This window comes from Prevotella sp. AGR2160 (assembly GCF_000424185.1).
In the GTDB taxonomy this organism is placed as follows: domain Bacteria; phylum Bacteroidota; class Bacteroidia; order Bacteroidales; family Bacteroidaceae; genus Prevotella.
The window spans coordinates 61120-80752 of the sequence record NZ_AUJK01000002.1; the positions used below are offsets into that span (position 1 = coordinate 61120).

At 50.4% G+C, this 19633-nt stretch carries 17 protein-coding genes; 4 read left to right on the forward strand and 13 right to left on the reverse strand.

Annotation, left to right across the window (positions count from 1 at the left end):
- Positions 1-33 precede the first annotated feature (33 nt).
- From G604_RS0101700 to G604_RS0101715, 4 genes are all read left to right on the forward strand, one after another.
- Positions 34-2064, forward strand: coding sequence for an alpha amylase C-terminal domain-containing protein (locus G604_RS0101700; protein ID WP_036904366.1), 2031 nt, complete (start codon positions 34-36; stop codon positions 2062-2064).
- A gap of 81 nt (positions 2065-2145) precedes the next feature.
- Positions 2146-3207 (forward strand): DUF6057 family protein, encoded by a 1062-nt coding sequence (locus G604_RS0101705; RefSeq protein ID WP_028909030.1) that lies wholly within the window; start codon positions 2146-2148, stop codon positions 3205-3207.
- A complete protein-coding gene (locus tag G604_RS13255) occupies positions 3170-6619 on the forward strand; it encodes an ATP-dependent helicase (protein WP_196801078.1) in 3450 nt (1149 codons plus the stop codon). The genes G604_RS0101705 and G604_RS13255 overlap by 38 nt, the downstream gene beginning before the upstream one ends.
- 60 nt (positions 6620-6679) lie before the next feature.
- Positions 6680-10594: a helix-turn-helix domain-containing protein gene (locus G604_RS0101715; RefSeq protein ID WP_081657612.1), complete on the forward strand. Its 3915-nt coding sequence runs from the start codon at positions 6680-6682 to the stop codon at positions 10592-10594.
- 87 nt (positions 10595-10681) lie between these two features.
- Here the strand turns inward: G604_RS0101715 and G604_RS0101720 are convergent, their stop codons facing one another.
- From G604_RS0101720 to G604_RS0101780, 13 genes are all read right to left on the reverse strand, one after another.
- Positions 10682-11191 (reverse strand): hypothetical protein, encoded by a 510-nt coding sequence (locus G604_RS0101720; RefSeq protein ID WP_036904372.1) that lies wholly within the window; start codon positions 11189-11191, stop codon positions 10682-10684.
- Positions 11184-12668, reverse strand: a complete 1485-nt coding sequence (locus G604_RS0101725; protein ID WP_028909033.1) for an ATP-binding cassette domain-containing protein — start codon at positions 12666-12668, stop codon at positions 11184-11186. Before G604_RS0101725 ends, G604_RS0101720 begins: the two co-directional genes overlap by 8 nt.
- Before the next feature lie 74 nt (positions 12669-12742).
- Positions 12743-13309: a crossover junction endodeoxyribonuclease RuvC gene (gene ruvC / locus G604_RS0101730; protein WP_028909034.1), complete on the reverse strand. Its 567-nt coding sequence runs from the start codon at positions 13307-13309 to the stop codon at positions 12743-12745.
- Positions 13310-13318: 9 nt separating this feature from the next.
- On the reverse strand, positions 13319-13960 hold the full coding sequence (locus G604_RS0101735) for an MBL fold metallo-hydrolase (protein WP_028909035.1): 642 nt from the start codon (positions 13958-13960) through the stop codon (positions 13319-13321).
- A 39-nt stretch (positions 13961-13999) separates the two neighbouring features.
- Positions 14000-14623 (reverse strand): 16S rRNA (guanine(527)-N(7))-methyltransferase RsmG, encoded by a 624-nt coding sequence (gene rsmG, locus G604_RS0101740; protein WP_028909036.1) that lies wholly within the window; start codon positions 14621-14623, stop codon positions 14000-14002.
- Between the two features lie 69 nt (positions 14624-14692).
- A complete protein-coding gene (locus G604_RS0101745; protein ID WP_051220163.1) occupies positions 14693-15157 on the reverse strand; it encodes a hypothetical protein in 465 nt (154 codons plus the stop codon).
- A 7-nt stretch (positions 15158-15164) separates the two neighbouring features.
- Positions 15165-15566, reverse strand: a complete 402-nt coding sequence (locus tag G604_RS0101750) for a hypothetical protein (protein ID WP_028909038.1) — start codon at positions 15564-15566, stop codon at positions 15165-15167.
- 44 nt (positions 15567-15610) lie between these two features.
- Positions 15611-16084, reverse strand: coding sequence for an RNA polymerase sigma factor (locus G604_RS0101755; RefSeq protein ID WP_231376014.1), 474 nt, complete (start codon positions 16082-16084; stop codon positions 15611-15613).
- Positions 16085-16136: 52 nt separating this feature from the next.
- Positions 16137-16442, reverse strand: coding sequence for a hypothetical protein (locus G604_RS0101760; RefSeq protein ID WP_028909040.1), 306 nt, complete (start codon positions 16440-16442; stop codon positions 16137-16139).
- A gap of 216 nt (positions 16443-16658) precedes the next feature.
- Entirely contained in the window at positions 16659-16949 is a 291-nt protein-coding gene (gene rpmA, locus G604_RS0101765) for a 50S ribosomal protein L27 (protein ID WP_028909041.1), read from the reverse strand.
- A gap of 17 nt (positions 16950-16966) precedes the next feature.
- Entirely contained in the window at positions 16967-17284 is a 318-nt protein-coding gene (rplU, locus tag G604_RS0101770; protein ID WP_028909042.1) for a 50S ribosomal protein L21, read from the reverse strand.
- Positions 17285-17442: 158 nt separating this feature from the next.
- Positions 17443-18045, reverse strand: coding sequence for a sugar O-acetyltransferase (locus G604_RS0101775; RefSeq protein ID WP_081657613.1), 603 nt, complete (start codon positions 18043-18045; stop codon positions 17443-17445).
- 101 nt (positions 18046-18146) lie between these two features.
- Positions 18147-19601 (reverse strand): aminoacyl-histidine dipeptidase, encoded by a 1455-nt coding sequence (locus G604_RS0101780; RefSeq protein WP_028909044.1) that lies wholly within the window; start codon positions 19599-19601, stop codon positions 18147-18149.
- Positions 19602-19633: the final 32 nt, after the last annotated feature.

Below are 19633 nucleotides of genomic sequence, written 5' to 3' on the forward strand. Positions count from 1 at the left end.
AATACAATTTATCGAACACTAATACAGAATCTTATGACACAGAACCTAAAGCCCGAGCATGTGGGCATTGTCAAGAATGATCCTTATCTGGAACCTTATGAGGATGCGATCCGTGGTCGTCATGACCATGCTTTATGGAAGATCGGCCAACTGACACAGAATGGCAAACAGACGTTGAGTGATTTTGCCAACGGTTATCAATATTACGGACTTCACAAGATACCACGGGGTTGGGTGTTCCGTGAGTGGGCCCCCAATGCTACGGATATATACCTCGTTGGCGATTTCAACGATTGGAAAGAGAGCGAGGCCTACCGCTGCCATCGCATTGAGGGGACGGGCAACTGGGAGCTGAAGCTACCGGCCAAGGCCATGAAACACGGAGATCTGTATAAGATGCATGTCTATTGGAATGGCGGTGAGGGAGAACGTATCCCGGCCTGGTGTCAGCGTGTGGTGCAGGATGAACAAACGAAGATCTTCTCCGCCCAGGTGTGGCATCCTGCCCGTCCGTACCATTGGAAGGTGCAGGAGTTCATTCCCGAGCGTAAGCCGTTGCTGATCTACGAGTGTCATGTCGGTATGGCTCAGGATGCTGAGAAGGTGGGAACCTATACGGAGTTTAAGAATAATGTCCTGCCGCGTATTGTGGAAGACGGCTATAATGCCATACAGATCATGGCTATCCAGGAGCACCCCTATTATGGTTCTTTCGGCTATCATGTCAGCAGTTTCTTTGCTCCCAGCTCCCGCTTCGGCAGTCCGGAGGAGTTGAAAGCCCTTGTTGATGCCGCTCATGAGAAAGGTATCGCCGTGATCATGGATATCGTTCACTCCCATGCCGTGAAGAATGAGGTGGAAGGACTCGGTAACCTTGCCGGTGATCCTAACCAGTATTTCTATCCCGGTGACCGCCATGAGCATCCGGCATGGGACAGCCTCTGTTTCGACTACGGTAAGGATGACGTCATCCATTTTCTCCTCTCCAACTGTAAGTACTGGTTGGAGGAATATCATTTCGACGGTTTCCGTTTCGATGGTGTCACCTCCATGCTCTACTATAGTCATGGACTCGGAGAGGCCTTTACAAACTATGGCGACTATTTCAACGGTCACGAGGATGATAATGCCATCTGTTATCTGACCATGGCCAACTGCCTGATCCATGAGGTCAATCCTCATGCCTTCACCATCGCCGAGGAGGTCTCCGGAATGCCCGGGCTTGCCGCACCGTTCAAGGACTACGGTTATGGCTTTGACTACCGTATGGCCATGAATATCCCCGACTTCTGGATCAAGACGATCAAGGAGAAGAAAGACGAGGATTGGAAACCGAGTTCTATCTTCTGGGAGGTGAAGAACAGGCGCAACGATGAGCGTACGATCTCTTACTGTGAGAGTCACGACCAGGCCCTTGTGGGTGACAAGACCATTATTTTCCGTCTCATCGATGCCGATATGTACTGGCATTTCAAGAAAGGGGATGAGAACGACCTTGTGCACCGTGGCATCGCCTTACATAAGATGATCCGCCTCGTCACGCTCGCCGCCATCAACGGAGGATATCTGAACTTCATGGGTAATGAGTTTGGGCATCCGGAGTGGATCGACTTCCCGCGCGAGGGCAACGGATGGAGCTATAAATACTGTCGCCGCCAATGGAATCTCGTGGACAATCATGACCTCTGCTATCACTACCTCGGTGATTTCGACAGGGCCATGCTCGCTGTCGTGAAGAGTGAGAAAGCCTTCAACGATACCCCCGTCCAGGAGATCTGGCATAATGACGCGGATCAGGTGCTCTGCTTCGAGCGCGGAGATCTCTTCTTCGTGTTCAACTTCTCACCGACCCACAGTTTCACGGATTATGGCTTCCTCGTTCCTGAGGGAGCTTATGATATCGTCCTTGACAGTGATGACAAGACCTATGGGGGCAACGGACTCAATGATGACAGCGTAGAGCATTTCACGAATCCGGATCCTCTCTTCACGCCACAGCATAAAGGATGGCTGAAACTCTATCTGCCCGCCCGTTCCGCCCAGGTACTGCGGAGAAAGAAATAATCGGGTATAGTAGGTGGCCGCCATGTTGCGGCCACCTACAAGAGGATCTGAATAATACAGGTTAAATATTGATTTGATTGTATGGATAATCCCAAGAGTAGCACAGTACCGATGATGGTGACCTGTGCTATTGTATTTTTGATTTTCACATTCTGTTATGTCTTCTTCTTTCAGAGTGATGTGCTCACGGTGACGCAACATGTTCTCTCGGAAGGTGAGACTTCTTATGGCCGTACGATAGGAGCGGTCCTCATCACCCTTGTTCTCTGGGCCCTGCAAGCCACCGTCTACTCTCTCACCAAGCTCCGTCGGCGGGCACATGCGTTGACCTATCTGCCGTCATTTCTTATTTTGACGGTTATCACGGATATCAGCGCACATACCGATGAGCATTTCTCTTTCGGTGCCTGGCTCTGGCTCTTTCCGCTGATTCTCATCGTCTGGTGGATCATCGTGATGATGGCAAGGGCGATAGAACCGTATGAGCCGAATCAGAAATCGTGGGGATTATTCTCACGGACTACGGCCATCAATCTCTTTGAAATGGTGTTCATGATGTTTCTCGTAGGCATGATTGCGCAGAGCAACGAGAATATACACCGTCGTATGCGTGCCGAGGTCTGTTTGTCGCAGCAGGATTACAAAGGGGCCGTGGAGGCAACGAATACCGAAAAGGCCGACAGTAGTCTGACCCTCCTCCGTGCGCTTGCACTGACTCATGAGCATGCCCTTGCCGAACATTTCTTCGAAGTTCCCGTTTGTGGAGGCAGTAAGGCCTTACGTCCGGATGGCCACTCCGTAAAACTCCTCATGACAGCCTATCCACGCCATTTCACGCGTCAGGAGGCAGCAGACCTTCATCTTGTGGGATTGCTGATGGACAAGAAACTTGACTTGTTTGCCAAGGAATTACCGAAATATTATGATTTGAGGAAACCATTGCCGAAGCATTACCGTGAGGCCCTCGTACTTTACACCCATCGTCGTGCCAATCCGATTTATGTCTTTAAGTCACCGGTGATCGATGCCGACTATCAGGACTATCAAGATATGGAGCTGAAAAATGGAAACCCTGCCGTCCGCAAGAGTCAGCTCCACGATACCTATGGTAACACTTATTGGTATTATTGGCAGTATGAGTGATCTACAAAGAGACCTGGACCGCAGAAGTGACCACGAGGGGCTGAAGGCAGCGAATCATTTCTTCAGCATGCTTCTCTCGGCTATGGGCAAAGTCGATATGGAGCGCCGTTATGCGGCCTTGGACACTGTCTTCCAAAATCTGTTGGACCAGAACACCGATTTTGCCCGTATCCGTCTGGTTGGCCCCTTCGCCAAGACAGACTATCTGCTCAAGACCCATGATGCCAATGGTGCCCTTTCCCATGCCGTCCATACCGCGAGGATCCATTTCCGTGATCTCGGTCGGGGAGAAACACCCTCGGAGACAGCGTCGCGCTATGACTTTCAGGCCGTGACCTGTTTTGTGGCTCTGATCTATCATATCGAGGAGATCCCGGAACGACTCCGCCAACTCTTTCCGCCCATGCGTCCCCAGAGCGTGGCAGCGCTGCCGAGAGCTGCCGTAATGCGCCTTCTCGTGGAACATTGGGATGACGAATTTATCTATGGGCTCCTTGAGGACCCTACCATTCCGGCGAAAGTCAGATATCATGCCGATGAGGCCTATCTGCGCGATGATCTCTATCAAGGAGTACAGCTGAACCTCATCCATCCCCGTCAGGAGGATGATGGAACATTAACACCCGAACTGATTATCTTTGCACCTGACCTGCTGATTGATATCAGTGCCATCGCCGGTTGTTTCGAGAGTTATAACCATACCGAACTGATCTACCTGCTCAACAAGATTAAGCCCAACGTCACAACGGAGCCGATTCTCATGGGTGAGTTTGCCGGCGAGCTCTTGGATGATGAGGTACACGCCAAGGATCAGGAGAAAGCGTATGTTGACTGTGCCCGGCACTTCTTCACGCATCATGCCGTAGACCTCCTCTGTACGCCCCTGTCACCTGATTTTCATCATCAGGCACAGCAGCAACGGACCTATATCCGTCAGGCGGTGCGACAGACATTGCCCCAACGTGTGAAGGAATATCATCGGGAAGAAGTCATGCTGGAGCCCTCCTTCTTCTCTGAGATGCTCGGACTACAAGGACGTATGGATTTCCTGCAGCAGGATCTCGAAGTCCTCATCGAACAGAAGGCAGGTAAGGGCGGATTCCCGCAGCGAGACCCCGACACCCCGGTCTATCAGTTGAAACATTACATCCAGATGCTCCTTTATATGGCCTTGCTCCGTTATGGATTCGCGGACCATTATGACCGGTATCATCATCTTTACGCTTTCCTGCTCTATTCCCGTTATGCCAACTCCCTCGTCGGTCTTGGCTATGCCCCCCAACTTGTCCGTGAGGCACTGATGATTAGAAATCGCATCGCGGCCAACGAACTGAGATTCACCCATGGGGGCATGCGCATTCTGGAGACCCTTCGGCCGGAGGATCTGAATGCTTACCACACGGCAGGAAAGTTATGGAATAACTATCAGCGGCCTCAGCTGGAGGCACTGCTGGCGCCTATTCATAAAGCGTCACCATTGGAGCGTGACTATTATTTCCGCTTTCTGCAGTTTGTGGAGACGGAACATGTCCTTTCGAAAGTGGGTAATGCGCTGAAGGAAGACTCAGGCTTTGCCGCCAAATGGCATGACAATCTGCATGACAAACGACAGGCGGGAAACATCTTCGACAACCTCATTCTCAAAGAACCCGGAGAAGGCCACCAGGGAGAGGTCACCGAGGTCGTCCTCGAGCGCCATGATGATGATGAAGAGGGAATGAGCAATTTCCGCATAGGGGATATTGTCATCCTTTATCCTTATGAGAAGGGTACGGAGCCCGATGTCCGGAAGACGTGGACCTATCGTTGCAGTATCCGGCAGATCACAGCGACAACACTCACGCTGACCTTACGTGCCGCACAGAGTGATGCCCGGGTATTTCTGCGGGATAAGGATAAGGTCTGGGCAGTGGAGCATGACTTCTTTGAGTCTAGCTATGGCGCACTTTATCGTGGCATGCATGCCTTCCTCTCGGCACCGAAGGAACGCCGTGACCTGATCTTATTGCAGCGCCGGCCGCGTGTCGACCATAGTCTGACCCTACGGGGCAACTATGGCAGTTTCAATACCCTCAGCCTCCATGTACGCCAGGCCAGGGACTTCTTCTTGATCATTGGTCCACCGGGAACAGGCAAGACCTCCTTCGGACTGATGAACACGTTGAAGGAGGAGCTCCTTACTCCCGGGAGCAACATCCTTCTCATGGCATTCACAAACCGTGCGGTCGATGAGATCTGCAGTAAGTTGGAGGAAGAGCACCTCGACTATCTGCGCGTGGGCAGTAGACTATCCTGTAGTGTGGCTTATCAGAGCCATCTCCTGGAAGAGACCGTCAGCAACTGTCATACCCTCAAAGACATGCGTCGCCGTGTCCTCGACTGTCGTATCGTCGTGGGAACGACGACGGCGCTGAGCAGTAAGATCCAACTCTTCAGCCAGAAAACTTTTGCGTTGGCCATCATCGACGAGGCTTCACAGATCCTCGAACCGCATCTCATGGCTCTGCTCTCTGCCGTGCATACCGATCCGGAAACAGGCATAGAGGAGAGTGCCATCCGTAAGTTCGTCTTCATCGGTGATCATAAGCAACTGCCGGCTGTCGTACAACAGAGTCAGCAAGAGAGCAGGGTAGAAGAAGACGATCTCAACGCCATCGGCCTCACCGACTGTCGCCTGTCCCTCTTCGAAAGATTGCTGCGTCGTTACCGTAATGATCCGGAGGTGGTCTATATGCTCACCCGTCAGAGCCGTATGCATCATGAGATTGCCGTCTTCCCGAGCGAGGCCTTCTATGGTGGCAAACTGCGGGAGGTGCCGTTACCCCATCAGACCCCATCACTGCCCTCGTCATGGCAAGGGAAAGATGAGCTGGACGACGTGTTGCATACCCGTCGTGTGGCGTTCTTCGACTGTCAATTGCCGGAAGACAGCTGCTCAGACAAAGTCAATACCATTGAGGCTGACCTCATAGCAGCAACGATTCAGAAGATTTGGACCATAGAGAAGGCGCATTTCATCGCTTCACAGACCGTGGGTGTCATCGTACCCTATCGGAATCAGATCGCCGCCATCCGCAACGCCCTCGAACGGTTCAATATCCCGGAACTCATGGAGATCACCATAGACACGGTCGAGCGTTATCAAGGGTCACAGCGGAAGTATATCCTCTATGGATTCACGGTGCAACAGTTTTATCAATTGCGATTCCTTACCAATCATGTCTTCGAGGAAGACGGAGCGGTTATCGACCGCAAACTGAATGTTGTCATGACGCGGGCACAGGAACATCTGCTGCTCTTTGGTCATGCCGCGTTGCTCAAGGAAAATGCGCTTTTCGACAGGCTGATCGATTTTTGTAAGGAGAGAGGAGAATATTACAGTACTCAAGAGGATAGCTATAACTCTCAATAGAAGCCATAGCATAGCATATCATAGTAATCAAACAAAAAAAATAAACTAAAGCAAAAAAAGATGGAAGAACAAGAAGAAAGGCAGCAAGTTGCCGTAAAAGTGTTAAGAACGGATATCGATACCCATCAGTATGTGGTATCCTACGGAGAAGACGCCAAGCTTTATCGTATTCCGATGCTCCCGTATCAACGGAAGATGCCGGAACCGGACACGATACCTTGTCTCGTAGAGAGAAGTCTGTCAGGGGGTGTTTATATCCGACAAGATTTTGAGGCATTGATCCGTGGTTTTTATCAAGAAGGTGACGTGACCGATTTTACTGTCCAACGTTCCTATGGCGATGACTATATCCTGCAAGAATCCCATGGTTTTACGGCACGTCTGGCGAAGAAGCTCATCCCGAACCCGGCCCTGACACCATGCATCGGTTGCAGGATCAAGAAGATTAAGGGTCGGTATATGCAGATTGAACCGGCTTTTGTGGACAATAAGAAGGAGGCGACCTCTTTCTCACTCACCAACAGCCAACTACAGGAATTTATCGGACAGACGGCATGGAATCAGGAAGATCTCCGGAACTTATTGTTAGGCAATACGCCCTCAGACCTGTTTGATGCGGAATGTCATCAGTGGATAGCCGGTCAGGCAGCACAGTGTCCCGATCGGGAGATGCGCCAGGAGGATCTCAAATCGTTGAAGAGTCATCTCCTTCAGGCTCTGGAGTCATCAGAGATGCTCAAACTGTGTGATGATACCACCCGTAAGGTCATGGAGGAGCGCTTCTCCGATGTCATCGAACAGGCGGGCTATTATCTTGACGCTTTGGATATGGTCGCGGAGGATGGACAGCCTGCCGCCGATTTCGTGACGACCGTCTTAGAGAAGCTTTCCAAGAGCAGTTATGTATACCATCCGCGCAAGCGACTGTATATCATGCTTTCCATCTTCCATCTCGACTTTAACCTCATGGAAGAGAAGATGGACATGATCCTCTCCATTATCCGCAAGCATAGCCTGAAACTCAGTAAGCGCGAGCCATTCTGTAAGATGTGGATTATCTTGCTCGAATATTATATCCATCATATCTATGAGACGCCGGACCGTCTCAACGACCGTAAGGTGATGGAGACAATGATCATGGCACTGGCGCTACAGATGAACCTGGCAGAGGATTTCAAGAATGACCTCTTCGACGATGTCCTCAACCGTAGTCTTCTCTACCGCCTGTGCAGTAGGATGAATGTCACCAATCCCGACCAACTCCTGGAAGAATCGTTGTTCAACGTTGTCTCAGAGTCGGGTGACCAAAGTGTTTATGTATTGAATACGGATGATGCCGCCTTGACGGCGAACCTGATCTCTAACCAGGTGAGCGATACCGTTGACGGCTCTCTCGCGCCCGCCGTCTATTCCTCCGACCGTGTTCATCTTTCCATTGAGAATGGTAAGGTGACGCTCTCTGCTCCCGATGTCAATGATGACAATGAGTACGATCCTCTGCCGGCACAGTTGAATCTTTGGCATAACCTTTCCATTCGTCTCAGTGAGAGACCTTCCTCTGATCTACGGGGAGACAAGAGCAATACGGTGCGCCATTACAAATTGTTATGGGATTTCATCTATAAATCCTTCTTCAGTGTACGTCAGCGAACTAAGAAAAAGAGTCGCCGTCCGCTCTATCCCGGGGATAAAGTGGATATCATTGTCCGACAGAAAATGGAGAATGGTCTGATCTTCTTATGTCAGGTTGTTGATCAAGGATATGAGGATGTGGTAGGATATATCGATGCCGCCAAAGATATTGTTCCTTATTATCCCGGGAAGTTAACCCTTTCTGATTTCTACAAGAATGGGGCGCCGCTGGAACTGACGGTGAAGATCGACCAGATAGAGGACGATGGCTCCTGTCATTTCGTGATGAACGACCTCGTCATTGATTTCATGGACGACTACCGCATCAACCATTATGGCTATACCAGTCACCTGAACTGTTGTCTCAACACGCCGGCGCCAGGCTCTTTCAGGGTACCCGCGATCTCCTTCGATGGTCTCTCCGTCTCTGTCAGCGTGGAGAGGGGAACGAGTATGAGTGTCCTCACCAAAGGAAAGGTCGTAGAGGTCACAAATCCCGAACGAGGACCGGTTCCATATATGAATGTGACCTATGTACGAGACCTCCCCGAGATCAACTTCAGTGTCAGCAATGCCTTCCATCAGCTCATGATCAATTACGCTGACGGACTCGTTTATCAGCCTGAAGAAGAGAAAAAGACAGAAGAAGAGAAAGAAGAGACGTTAACGACGGTTCTCGACGACAGTCGTGTCTATGAGTTGATGAATATCATTGAGACCTATGCCGGCTTCGAGGATGACTACGTGAAAGCCTACAATTATATATCCACCTGCCGGGTACTGGCCCGAATGATCAGTTCGAAGCGGGAGGACTATTATGTCAAACGGCTCACCCTTCTGGAATTATTGAGTGACTTCGCGCAGAACAGCAGTTTTACCGATGAGAGTCTGCGCATTCTGGACAAGAGTGGTTCCGATACATTTAATCCTCACAGCAACCTTTATCAGGAATATCAGCAGATGCGTGTCGTCTCTTGGCTGAATACGGATGAACATAATGATGAGCTCTACCAGATGAGTTGTGACCGTACCCATCCCGTATTGCAACAACTGGCGGCACTCGTCATGTCACATAACACGGTGAAGAAGGCCGGGCTGATTCCGCAGGCCGAGGAAATTCTGGAAAAGATCCGCAGTATCCTGAAGCTCCGTCGCCAGAATGTCAGTGACAAGAAAAACTACGGAAAGGAGAGTTATCTGGTGGAGTTCAAGACTTCTATCGTCTATCCGGAATACTCCATGCGTCCGAACCTCTTCGATCAGACCCGGAAGATTCTCAGTGAGATCTGTGCCTTCCTCAACGCCGATGGCGGAACGCTCTACCTCGGGGTCAACGACCAAGGAACGGAGATGGGTGTGGAAGAAGACCTCCATTTCCAACAGTTCAATGGTTCTGCCGACCATTACGAGGTGTATGTGAATAATATGGTGGCCAGTCAGATGTCTCAGGAGGCAGCCCATCATGTTCATACCCATTGGGATGATGACCCGAAGGTACGGACGAAGGTCCTTGTGATTGAGGTCACACCTAGTCCCGATCCCATCAGTCTCAACGGAGAATACTACGAACGTATGGGCACCTCATCCCGCCGTGTCAACGAGGAGTATCTTCCTGTCTTCCTCGCCAATCGCCGGAAATGGGCAGCAGAGCATCAGATGGAGACACGTGAGCAGGCTAAGGAACTCTTCGGACAGTTGCCGCAGCAGAATACGGTAACTATGGGCAAGGAGTACGAGGTAAGAACACAAAATATCAAGGATAAGATCCAGACCAGTCGGATACGCAATAATGTCATCAATGATTGGGAGGAGGAGTATTATCCGGTCATCAACTATATCTGTTTCATCGACCAGGATGAATATAAAGTACTGGATGAGAATGACTATAAAACCGACGACTACCGGCTCGAGCTGGCCGTCCATGAGGACGAGCAGGATTACTGGCTGCTCATGGCCTATGCCGATGGCTCTCTCATCAAGACCCGTGTTGCAGAACTGCTGAACCGTGGTGTCAACCGCGTCTTCAAACGTTATAGTAGTAAGGAACTGATCTATGCGAATATCGTCTGTGAGGATGATATCGTGGTGGTTGGTTATATTGATGGCAAAGGAAATCACTATGTCCGTTTCAACACGATGGACATGGTGGAGGAAGGGAGTATGCAGGAAGGTGGCAGCACGCTCTGTTCGGTAAACAACCAAGGCGTACACTATGTGGAAACTCTTCACCGGAAAGATGTGCCCGACTGGGTGACCTTCAATCCGAAGGCTACGACACTCGGTACCTCTTTGAAGACCGTCAACGGCAAGAAGATGAAGGAGTTTCTGCCGGGATGTAAGTAGGGACATGATTCATCATGTTCCGCATAGAGACCAGATTGATCATGTTCCGACGATTTGGCGGGACATGATCAACCAAGTCCTTATGGGTTAGTATCTGCTCCAGTCTATGCCCCGGATCAGTTGCAGCGCCTTCGTCCAGTCGCAGTCGAGAGAGAACGGCGTCGGATAGTCCGTACGGTTACTGTAAGCATGGACGAGATCCTCGTCATTGTCTTTATAAAGCGGACAGTCGAGGGTTGCCTTCCGGAACGTCGCCGTGATCAAGTCGCGGTTTTTCCGCTTACAGTCCTCCAGTCGTTTCTCAAAGGCATTGAGATACTGTACCATGTTGTAAACTTGCTCATTAGCCGCTTTGATGAGACGATTTTTCTCATCGAGGGAGACACTGTCTGACATCATCTTCGGCGCCATCTTCGACTTCAGATAGCTGCATTCATCATATTTGAAAACAGCGATCTTCCGTTGATGGATGTCGAGGGTGGTGTCATTACAGATCTTCTCTGCTTCCTTGGCCACATAGTTCAAAACGTCCTGTGCGGAAACGGGGAGAGCGAGGAAAGCCAGGAGGGCAATCAGGGAAAATAATTTTTTACGCATGTCGTTGGAGATAAATGCTGTGGTCTATACAGGCCGGCAGCTCATTTTTATAATGGGTGACCATGATCATGGTCTTGTTGTCACGCTGACAGAAAGTCTCTATGACATCCTTGACGAGACGTCGCTGCGTGTTGTCGAGACCATGGAGGGGCTCATCGAGGATGAGGAGTTCAGGATCTTTGACAAAGGCACGGGCCAGGAGGACGAGACGCTGTTCTCCACTGGAGATCTTCAGGAAGGTACGGTCGGCAAGGTCCCCGATGCCGAAGATGTCCATCCAGAAACGGCACTTCTCATAGTCCCCCTCTTTCGGCTTGACATAGAGACCGACAGAGTCCATCAGTCCACTGGCCACGATACGCACGCAGGGCATGTCACGCTGATAGGCGCGGTGCATTTCGGGAGACACATAACCAATATGTTTCTTGATGTCCCAGATACTCTCGCCACTGCCACGGGGATTGCCGAAGAGGGCGATGTCACAGGCATAGCTCTGCGGGTTATCAGCACAGACGAGACTCAACAGTGTCGACTTGCCGGCACCGTTCTGTCCGGAGAGGGCCCAGTGCTCACCATTCTTCACAACCCAGTTAAGATCCTTGAGAATCGTCCGCTTACCATAGCGGATACAGACGTCATGCATATTGACAACCTCGTCACTATGAAACTCCTTGGCCTTATGGGGAAGGTTGAGGATGGCCTGACGTTTCTCCTCCGAGAGGACATGGGCCGGTATTTCGGGTCTGCTCTTCAGATATTCTTCCTTGGTGACCTTCGGCAGTACTTTCATATCCCTGACTTCTACTACATGAGTGATGAAATCAGGGATATCATCGACCTTCGAGAGGACGAGGATAATCTGCAGATGGCGCTCACGGGAGAGGGTACCCAGCAGCTCCTTCAACTGATCACGTGTCTCTGCGTCGAGGCCGATGAACGGGTTATCCATGATCAGGATCCGCGGGTCAGCAAAGAGGGTAGAGGCGAGTTTGAATTTCCGAAGCTCACCACTCGAAAGCAGGATGATATATTTGTCGAGGAGATGTTCCATATGGAAGAGCTCGTAGATATGCTGCTGGAGCTCACGGCGCTCAGGGGTGTCGGCACCGGCCAGTTGGTAGGCCTCCTCGAGTTTGCTGCCGACAGTCGGCGTGTTCTCGTCAATCTCCATCTGGTTCCACCGCTGCTGGAGATAATAAGTTTTGTCATTGTCTCCACCATAGGAATCACGGAAGGTGATATAGCGGATATTGTCACTCACAAGAGGTTTCGCACTCGGTGAGAAGTCGTATTCAGGATCGTGCATGAGCAGGGGATGCCGGCCGACAATCATATCAACAAGCATCGACTTACCACCGCCGTTAGGACCGACGATAGCCAACTGCTCTCCATCGAGGGCTTCAAAATTTACGGGCTCTGCCATACGCCATTCGGGCATGCGGGCTACACCATGGGTAATCTGAATCGTTTTCTGCATATTCTCTCTTATTTTTCGTTGCTTCAAATCTTTCCTTGCGTGGCCGGAATAGGACGGCCACCTAGAAGAGGAGATTATTTTGATATTCTGTCTTTATTCTTTAATACAAAATCCTTCCACGAGCCATAATGGTGAGCATCGGTCTCAGGACGTCCCAACTGCAGGAAATGGCAGTAGGCGGCAGCGACGGCATCGGTGGCATCGAGGAATTTGGGCATATCAGCATCTGAGATATGAAGGAGTCGCTGGAGCATGGCGGCCACCTGTTCCTTCGAGGCTTGGCCTTGTCCCGTGATGGCCATCTTGATCTTCAGTGGCGCATACTCATGGATAGGGACACTATGATGGATGGCAGCGGCAATGGCGACGCCCTGTGCTCTGCCGAGCTTGAGCATCGACTGGATATTCTTCCCGAAGAAGGGAGCCTCGATGGCCATCTCGTCGGGGAGATAGGAGTCGATGATTCCCGTCACCCGTTCAAAGATCTTGCCCAGGCGGAGATAGGGATCACGCTCCTTCCGCATGTCGACGACGCCCATGACAACGAGAGAGGCCTTGTTGCCATTGACCTTGATGACGCCATAGCCCATGACATTTGTGCCCGGGTCAATACCGAGGATGATTTTTTCACCTTTCGTCATCGTTCTTTGTTAACGGTCGAGATAAGGATTCGTAGCAAGTTCATCACCGAGGAGAGTCTGAGGGCCATGACCCGGGAGGATCGTCGTCTCGTCAGGGAGCTGGGTAAGCTGCCGCAGACTCTGGATGATGAGGAACATACTTCCTTCCGGGAAATCCGTTCGTCCGATACTTCCTTTGAAGAGCGTGTCGCCCGAGAAGAGGACATGTTCCTCAGGACAATAGAAACAGACGGAGCCATGGCTGTGACCGGGGGTGGGGATGATTTGAAACTCATGGTCGCCGAAAGCAACCTTTTCGCCGGCCTTGAAGAAATGGTCTACCGGCGGGAAATCATTCGGGATATCCATCTGCCAGTTCTTGGCCTGCTCGTCAAGATGGAGCATGAGCGTCTCATCGCCGCCACTGACCTCGGGCTTTAGTTGGTAGCTGTCGTATATGAACTTGTTGCCCATGTTGTGATCGAGATGCCCATGAGTGACGATGAGATATTTCGGCGTGAGCTGTTCCTTACGGATATAATCGCTGATGGCAGTCCGCTCTTCCGGATACTGTGCGCCACAGTCGATAATGACACATTCCTTGGTGTCGTCATTGACAACATAACAGTTCTCACGGATATCATTGCAGACAAATCGTTGGATATTTAACATATTCTGTTTCTTATTGATCAGGGTGATACAAACGATATATTATAACGGGATATACACCAGTTTCTTCTCCTCGGCGAACCACGGTTCATCAAACCAGGTGCTGAGGTCGGTGACTTCGGCTATCTTCTCTACTCCTCGGAGCTCTTCATGCAGATCACCGCCCTTAAGGCAGAGGAGGCCGTTGGGCAGGGCATGATGCTGTTCCCGGGAAATATTCTTACGGATGATCTTCAGGAGTTTGTCCACAGGCATGACAGCCCGTGAGACGACGAAGTCATATTTTCCTTTCTCATCCTCTCCACGGAGATGCTCGGCCACCACATTCTGTAGTCCGATGGCCTTGCTGACCTCCTGACAGACCCGGATCTTCTTGCCCGTACCGTCAATGAGTTTGAACTGCGTCTCGGGAAAGAGAATAGCCAGAGGAATACCGGGGAAGCCGCCACCGGTACCGAAGTCGAGGACATGGGCACCGGGCCGGAAAGTCACGGCCTTGGCAATGGCCAGGGAATGGAGGACATGATGCTCATAGAGGTTATCGATATCCTTACGGGAGATGACGTTGATTTTGGCGTTCCAATCCCGGTAAAGATCATCGAGAGCCGTCAACTGCCGCTGCTGGGTGGCAGTAAGATGGGGAAAATATTTTGTGATGATATCCATATAGGTTACAAAGATACGAAGAATATTTCAAAGGACACCATCTTTAGGGAGAAAATTAATGATATCTCTTTAATGATGTCTCTTGAAAAACTGTTTGAAGACCTTACGGTGGAATTCATCCTCAGCACGGATAATCTGGAAGACTTTCCTGGCGGGGAGGATCTTCAGGAATGCACGGTGGTATTTCTGTTGCAGCTGTTTCTGCTTGATATCAAGGTCATCAAACTGTGAGATAGCTTCACGGCAGGCACGGTCACTGGTTACATCAATCCAATGGAAACGGCGGCGCTGGTCAAAGAGGGCACGCTCCTGACGCTTCCACTGACGGTAGACAGGAAAGAAACGGGCGGCCTCGACAGGAGAGAGTCCGGCTGTGGTCGTGATATACTGTTCCATCTCTTTCTGGAATTTCTCAGGATTAAATCCTTTGCCGGGGCCACCCATAGGCGGTTGCGCCACAGCCATCAGGGGACTAAAAAGGATCAAGAGCAATCCTAAGAAGAAGTGCTCACGTATGGTCTTGAATATTTTCATTTTTTGCTTAGTTCTGTTCTACACAGTAGTTATAGATGTCGTCATTATCCATCGCGGTATAGTTGGCCAATTGATCAAAATAGGCATCATTGCTGCTACTCTGGCTGACGGCAACAACGGGTATTGCGGTCTTCTGTGTTGCCTTTCGGCTTTGGCTGAACCAAATCGTGGACGTGAGGACAGCGATGCCGGCGACGGAAGCTGCTGCTATCCATCGTCTGAAAATGGTCTTGCGGGCAACGACATGCAAAGTCACCGGTTGCGGTTCCGCGTCTGAGGCGAACTCCTTCTCCACGGCAGCCACCTTCGTAAGGATCTGATCAGTCAGACCATCGAAATAGCCTTCCGGAACGCGAAAAGGATTTCCCTTTCCACAGCGTTCAAAGATATATTTTTCTTCCGTATCCATAACATTTTTCTTTTATTCTTTTGACGCTATTGATGATCAAAGGTTTAATCATGAGTTTTCAAATATTCCGTAATTTTTTTCACGGCGAGATGATAGCTGGCTTTCAAGGCTCCTTCACTGGTCTTGAGGACCTCACTCATCTGGGCATATTTCATTTCATCATAGTAGCGTAGGGTAAAGACCGTACGCTGTACGTCCGGCAGTGTGGCCAGGGCCTCCTGTAAAAGGGTCAGCGTGTGGTCTCCATCAAAATAAGGATCAGAAGAGAGCTGATTGGAGATGCCCTCATCACTCTCAGAACAGAAGTTTTGCTCCCTCTTCTTTTTTCTCAGAAAATCCAGTGCTTCGTTGATAGCGATACGTGTGAGCCAGGTCTTAATATTTGATTTCCCTTGGAACTCATCACGATGTGTCCAACATTTAATGAGGGTATTTTGCAGTACGTCATTGGCGTCGTCATGATCAAATACGATACGACGAATCTGCCAATATAGCTGTTCGCCATACTGGTTAACCAATTGCTCAAAGTCCTTACGCTCCAATGAAATACAGTAACCTGACCAAACGGAATTATCCCAGAGCGATCTTACGGACGGTACGGCCCACTTTTACGATATAGCATCCCTTGCGGAGGTTGAGCTCATAACGGCGGTCATTGCCATCAACACGCAAGGAATAGACGCAAACACCGGCAACATTATAGATTTGCAGCATCTGTCCGTTGCCCCCGGCAATCCGAAGACTATTGCCGATGACCTGGATGGTGACGGTCTGATCCAACTGTTCCGCAATCTCTACAGCTTCCTCAGCGTGAGAAATGGAAGGAACGGCAAGAAGGACAAGACCGAGAAATAGCAAAGTATATAATTTCTTCATAAACGTTTTATTTTTATTGGAATCCGCTGCAAATATACAAAAACCCTATGAAATGACAAAATTTTTCATGGCTTTTCACAGAAACTTGATTTATCATGTTCCACCTATTATGATGTAGGGACATGATTCATCATGTTCCGCCTAGAACGAAAGAAGCCTGCTCGTGATGGAGCAGGCTCTATGTTTGTTTGGAATAAGTTTGTTTTTTATTGTACGTTAGGCCTGAGGCTTCTTCGTCTTCTCAGCGTAAGCCTCCGGAGTGAGCACACTGACCGTACTCTTATCGTACTTACCCTTGTGGAAATAAACCACACCATCGGTAAGCGCGTAAAGCGTATCATCTTTACCCTGTGCTACATTCTGGCCGGGATAGTGCTTGTTACCACGCTGACGGACGATAATGTTGCCGGCAGTGATGGTCTGGCCACCCCAGATCTTGACGCCTAATCTCTTGGAAGCGGACTCACGACCGTTCTTAGAACTACCTACACCTTTCTTATGTGCCATAATTTGTTCCTCCGATTTTAAGCGATTACTTGTTTAACTTCTACCTGTGTGAACTGAGCACGATGACCATTCTTCTTGCGATAGTCCTTGCGGCGCTTCATCTTGAAGACGATCACCTTGTCACCCTTAACGAGGGGGTTCACAACTTCTACTACTACTTTTGCACCATCAACCGTGGGTGCACCGACAGTGACTGCTCCTTCATTGTCTACGAGCAGAACCTTGTCGAACTCAACAGTCTTACCAGCTTCAGCATCCTTGATGTGATGAACGAAGAGCTTCTTGCCCTGTTCTGCCTTGAACTGCTGACCGTTAATTTCTACAATTGCGTACATTAACTGATATTTAAACGGGTTTCTCCGCCAGGCGACCGGTCCTTGACCAGTACTTCCTCGAGCCCGAACGGACTAAATCGGCTGCAAAATTACAAAATATTTCCGTCACAGAGGAAGGTCCTCATGAAGGAAATAGAATATTTATGGATAATTAACAGTTAAAACTCTATGTTGCCCTCTGGGATGCAGGCATCGGGAGTGATGTCGCGGATTTTACGGGCGGGAACTCCGGCGACGACGGTATGGGCAGGAATATCATGGAGAACAACGGCTCCTGCCCCGATGACAACACCGTCACCGATCGTTACGTCACCGCAGATCGTGGCATTGGCACCGATCCATACGTCATCACCGATTACAATGGGACGGGAAACTTCAATGCCGGCGGCCCGTTGCGCGGCATCAAGGGGGTGGGAGGCACAGCTGATGGTCACCTGTGGCGCGATGAAGCAATGTGTTCCGATCATGACGGGACTCGTGTCGAGAATGGTCACGCCGAAGTTCAGGAAAGCAGTACCCCGGAAATGGGTATTGAAACCATAGTCGAAGGCGATTCCCGGTTGGATGACGACCCCTTCATGATAGGTCCCGAGGATCTGTCGCAACAGTTGTTCTTGTCGCTTGGTATCCGATGGTTTTGTGCGGTTGTATTCCCACACGAGGTCGCGCCCCTTCTGAATACGCTCAAAAGGAATTTTCGTGACGTCACCGATGTAACCGTCCATACCGGTGACAAGTTGCATGATTTCTGATGGGGTCATCTTGCTTTGATTTTATCTGTCTGAATAGGGTAGGTGGCCGCCATGTTGCGGCCACGCACCCATGTTTGGCGGATCATGATCAATCATGTCCTTACAGGCTTTTATTTGCTCAGTTTCTTCAGAATCAGCAGCAGGTGATCCCAGACCATCTGTACGGTAGGAATGAGGAGTTTCTCATCCGGGGTATGGACATGACGGAGGGTAGGACCGAAGCTGACCATGTCAATGTCAGGATATTTCTCGGAGAAGAGACCGCACTCCAGACCGGCATGGATACCGAGCACCTTCGGCTCCTTGTGGAAGAGATCCTTGTAAGCCTCCACGGCTGTCTGCACGATGGGGCTGTTGGCATCGGTCTTCCAGGAAGGATAGCCATCACCCTGCTTCACCTCGGCACCGGCAAGCTGGAAGGCTGCCTTGATGCTGTTGGCCTCATTGAGGAGGTTACTCTTGACATTGGAACGCTGTGAGGAGACGATGACGATCTGATCGTCCTCGGTCTTGATGCTGGCGATATTGCTGGAGGTCTCAACGAGCCAGGAGAGTTCCTCCTCCTGACACATGGCGAAGACACCGTTGTCTACGGCCTGAACGGCACGGATGAGATTCGTGGAGACAGCCTCGGGAACGACGGGCTGACGGTCAGCACTCTTGAGACTCCACTGCATCGTCGTATCGGTGACATGAAACTCGTCCTCTACCTGTGCGGCAAACTGGTTCCAGTCGGCTTTCACCTCTTCTTTCTTGTCGGCACTGACAGCGAAGACGATCTTGCCGTCACGAGGAATGGCATTGTGCATCTTACCACTGTTCCAGCTGACGAGACGGATACCATATTTCTCATTCTCGTTATAGAGGAAACGACCGAGGACCTTGATGGCGTTAGCGCGCTTCTTGTTGATGTCATCACCACTATGGCCACCCTTGAGACCCTTGACGCTGCCCTCGAAGAAGAAGTAATCCTTCGGGGCCTCCTCACGGGAGAAATGGAATGTTGCCTCCGTGCCCATACCACCGGCACAGGAGATGAAGATCTGTCCCTCTTCCTCTGAGTCGAGGTTGATGAGATATTTACCCGTCATGAATCCCGGTTTCATGCCTTCGGCACCAGAGAGCTGTGTCTCCTCGTCACGTGTGAAGACACACTCCAGAGGACCATGTTCAATATCGTCACTCTCGAGGATAGCCAGTTCGATGGCATCACCGATACCGTCGTCGGCGCCGAGCGTCGTACCCTTCGCCGTGAGCCACTCACCATCAATATACGTCTGGATGGCATCCTTGGAGAAGTCGAAGTCGACATCCACGAGTTTATCACAGACCATATCCATATGGCTCTGCAGGATGATGGTAGGATAGTTCTCGTAGCCTTTCGTGGCCGGTTTACGGATGAGCACGTTACCCGTCTCATCGACATGGGTCTCGAGACCATGCTCTTTACCGAAGTTGCTCAGATACTCGATCATCTTCTCCTCGTGCTTGGAAGGACGGGGAATGGCATTGATTTTGGCAAACTGCTCAAAAACGCGTGCCGGTTTCAAATCACTTTTGTTCATTTAATTATGTTATTTTATTTGGTGTTTTAACC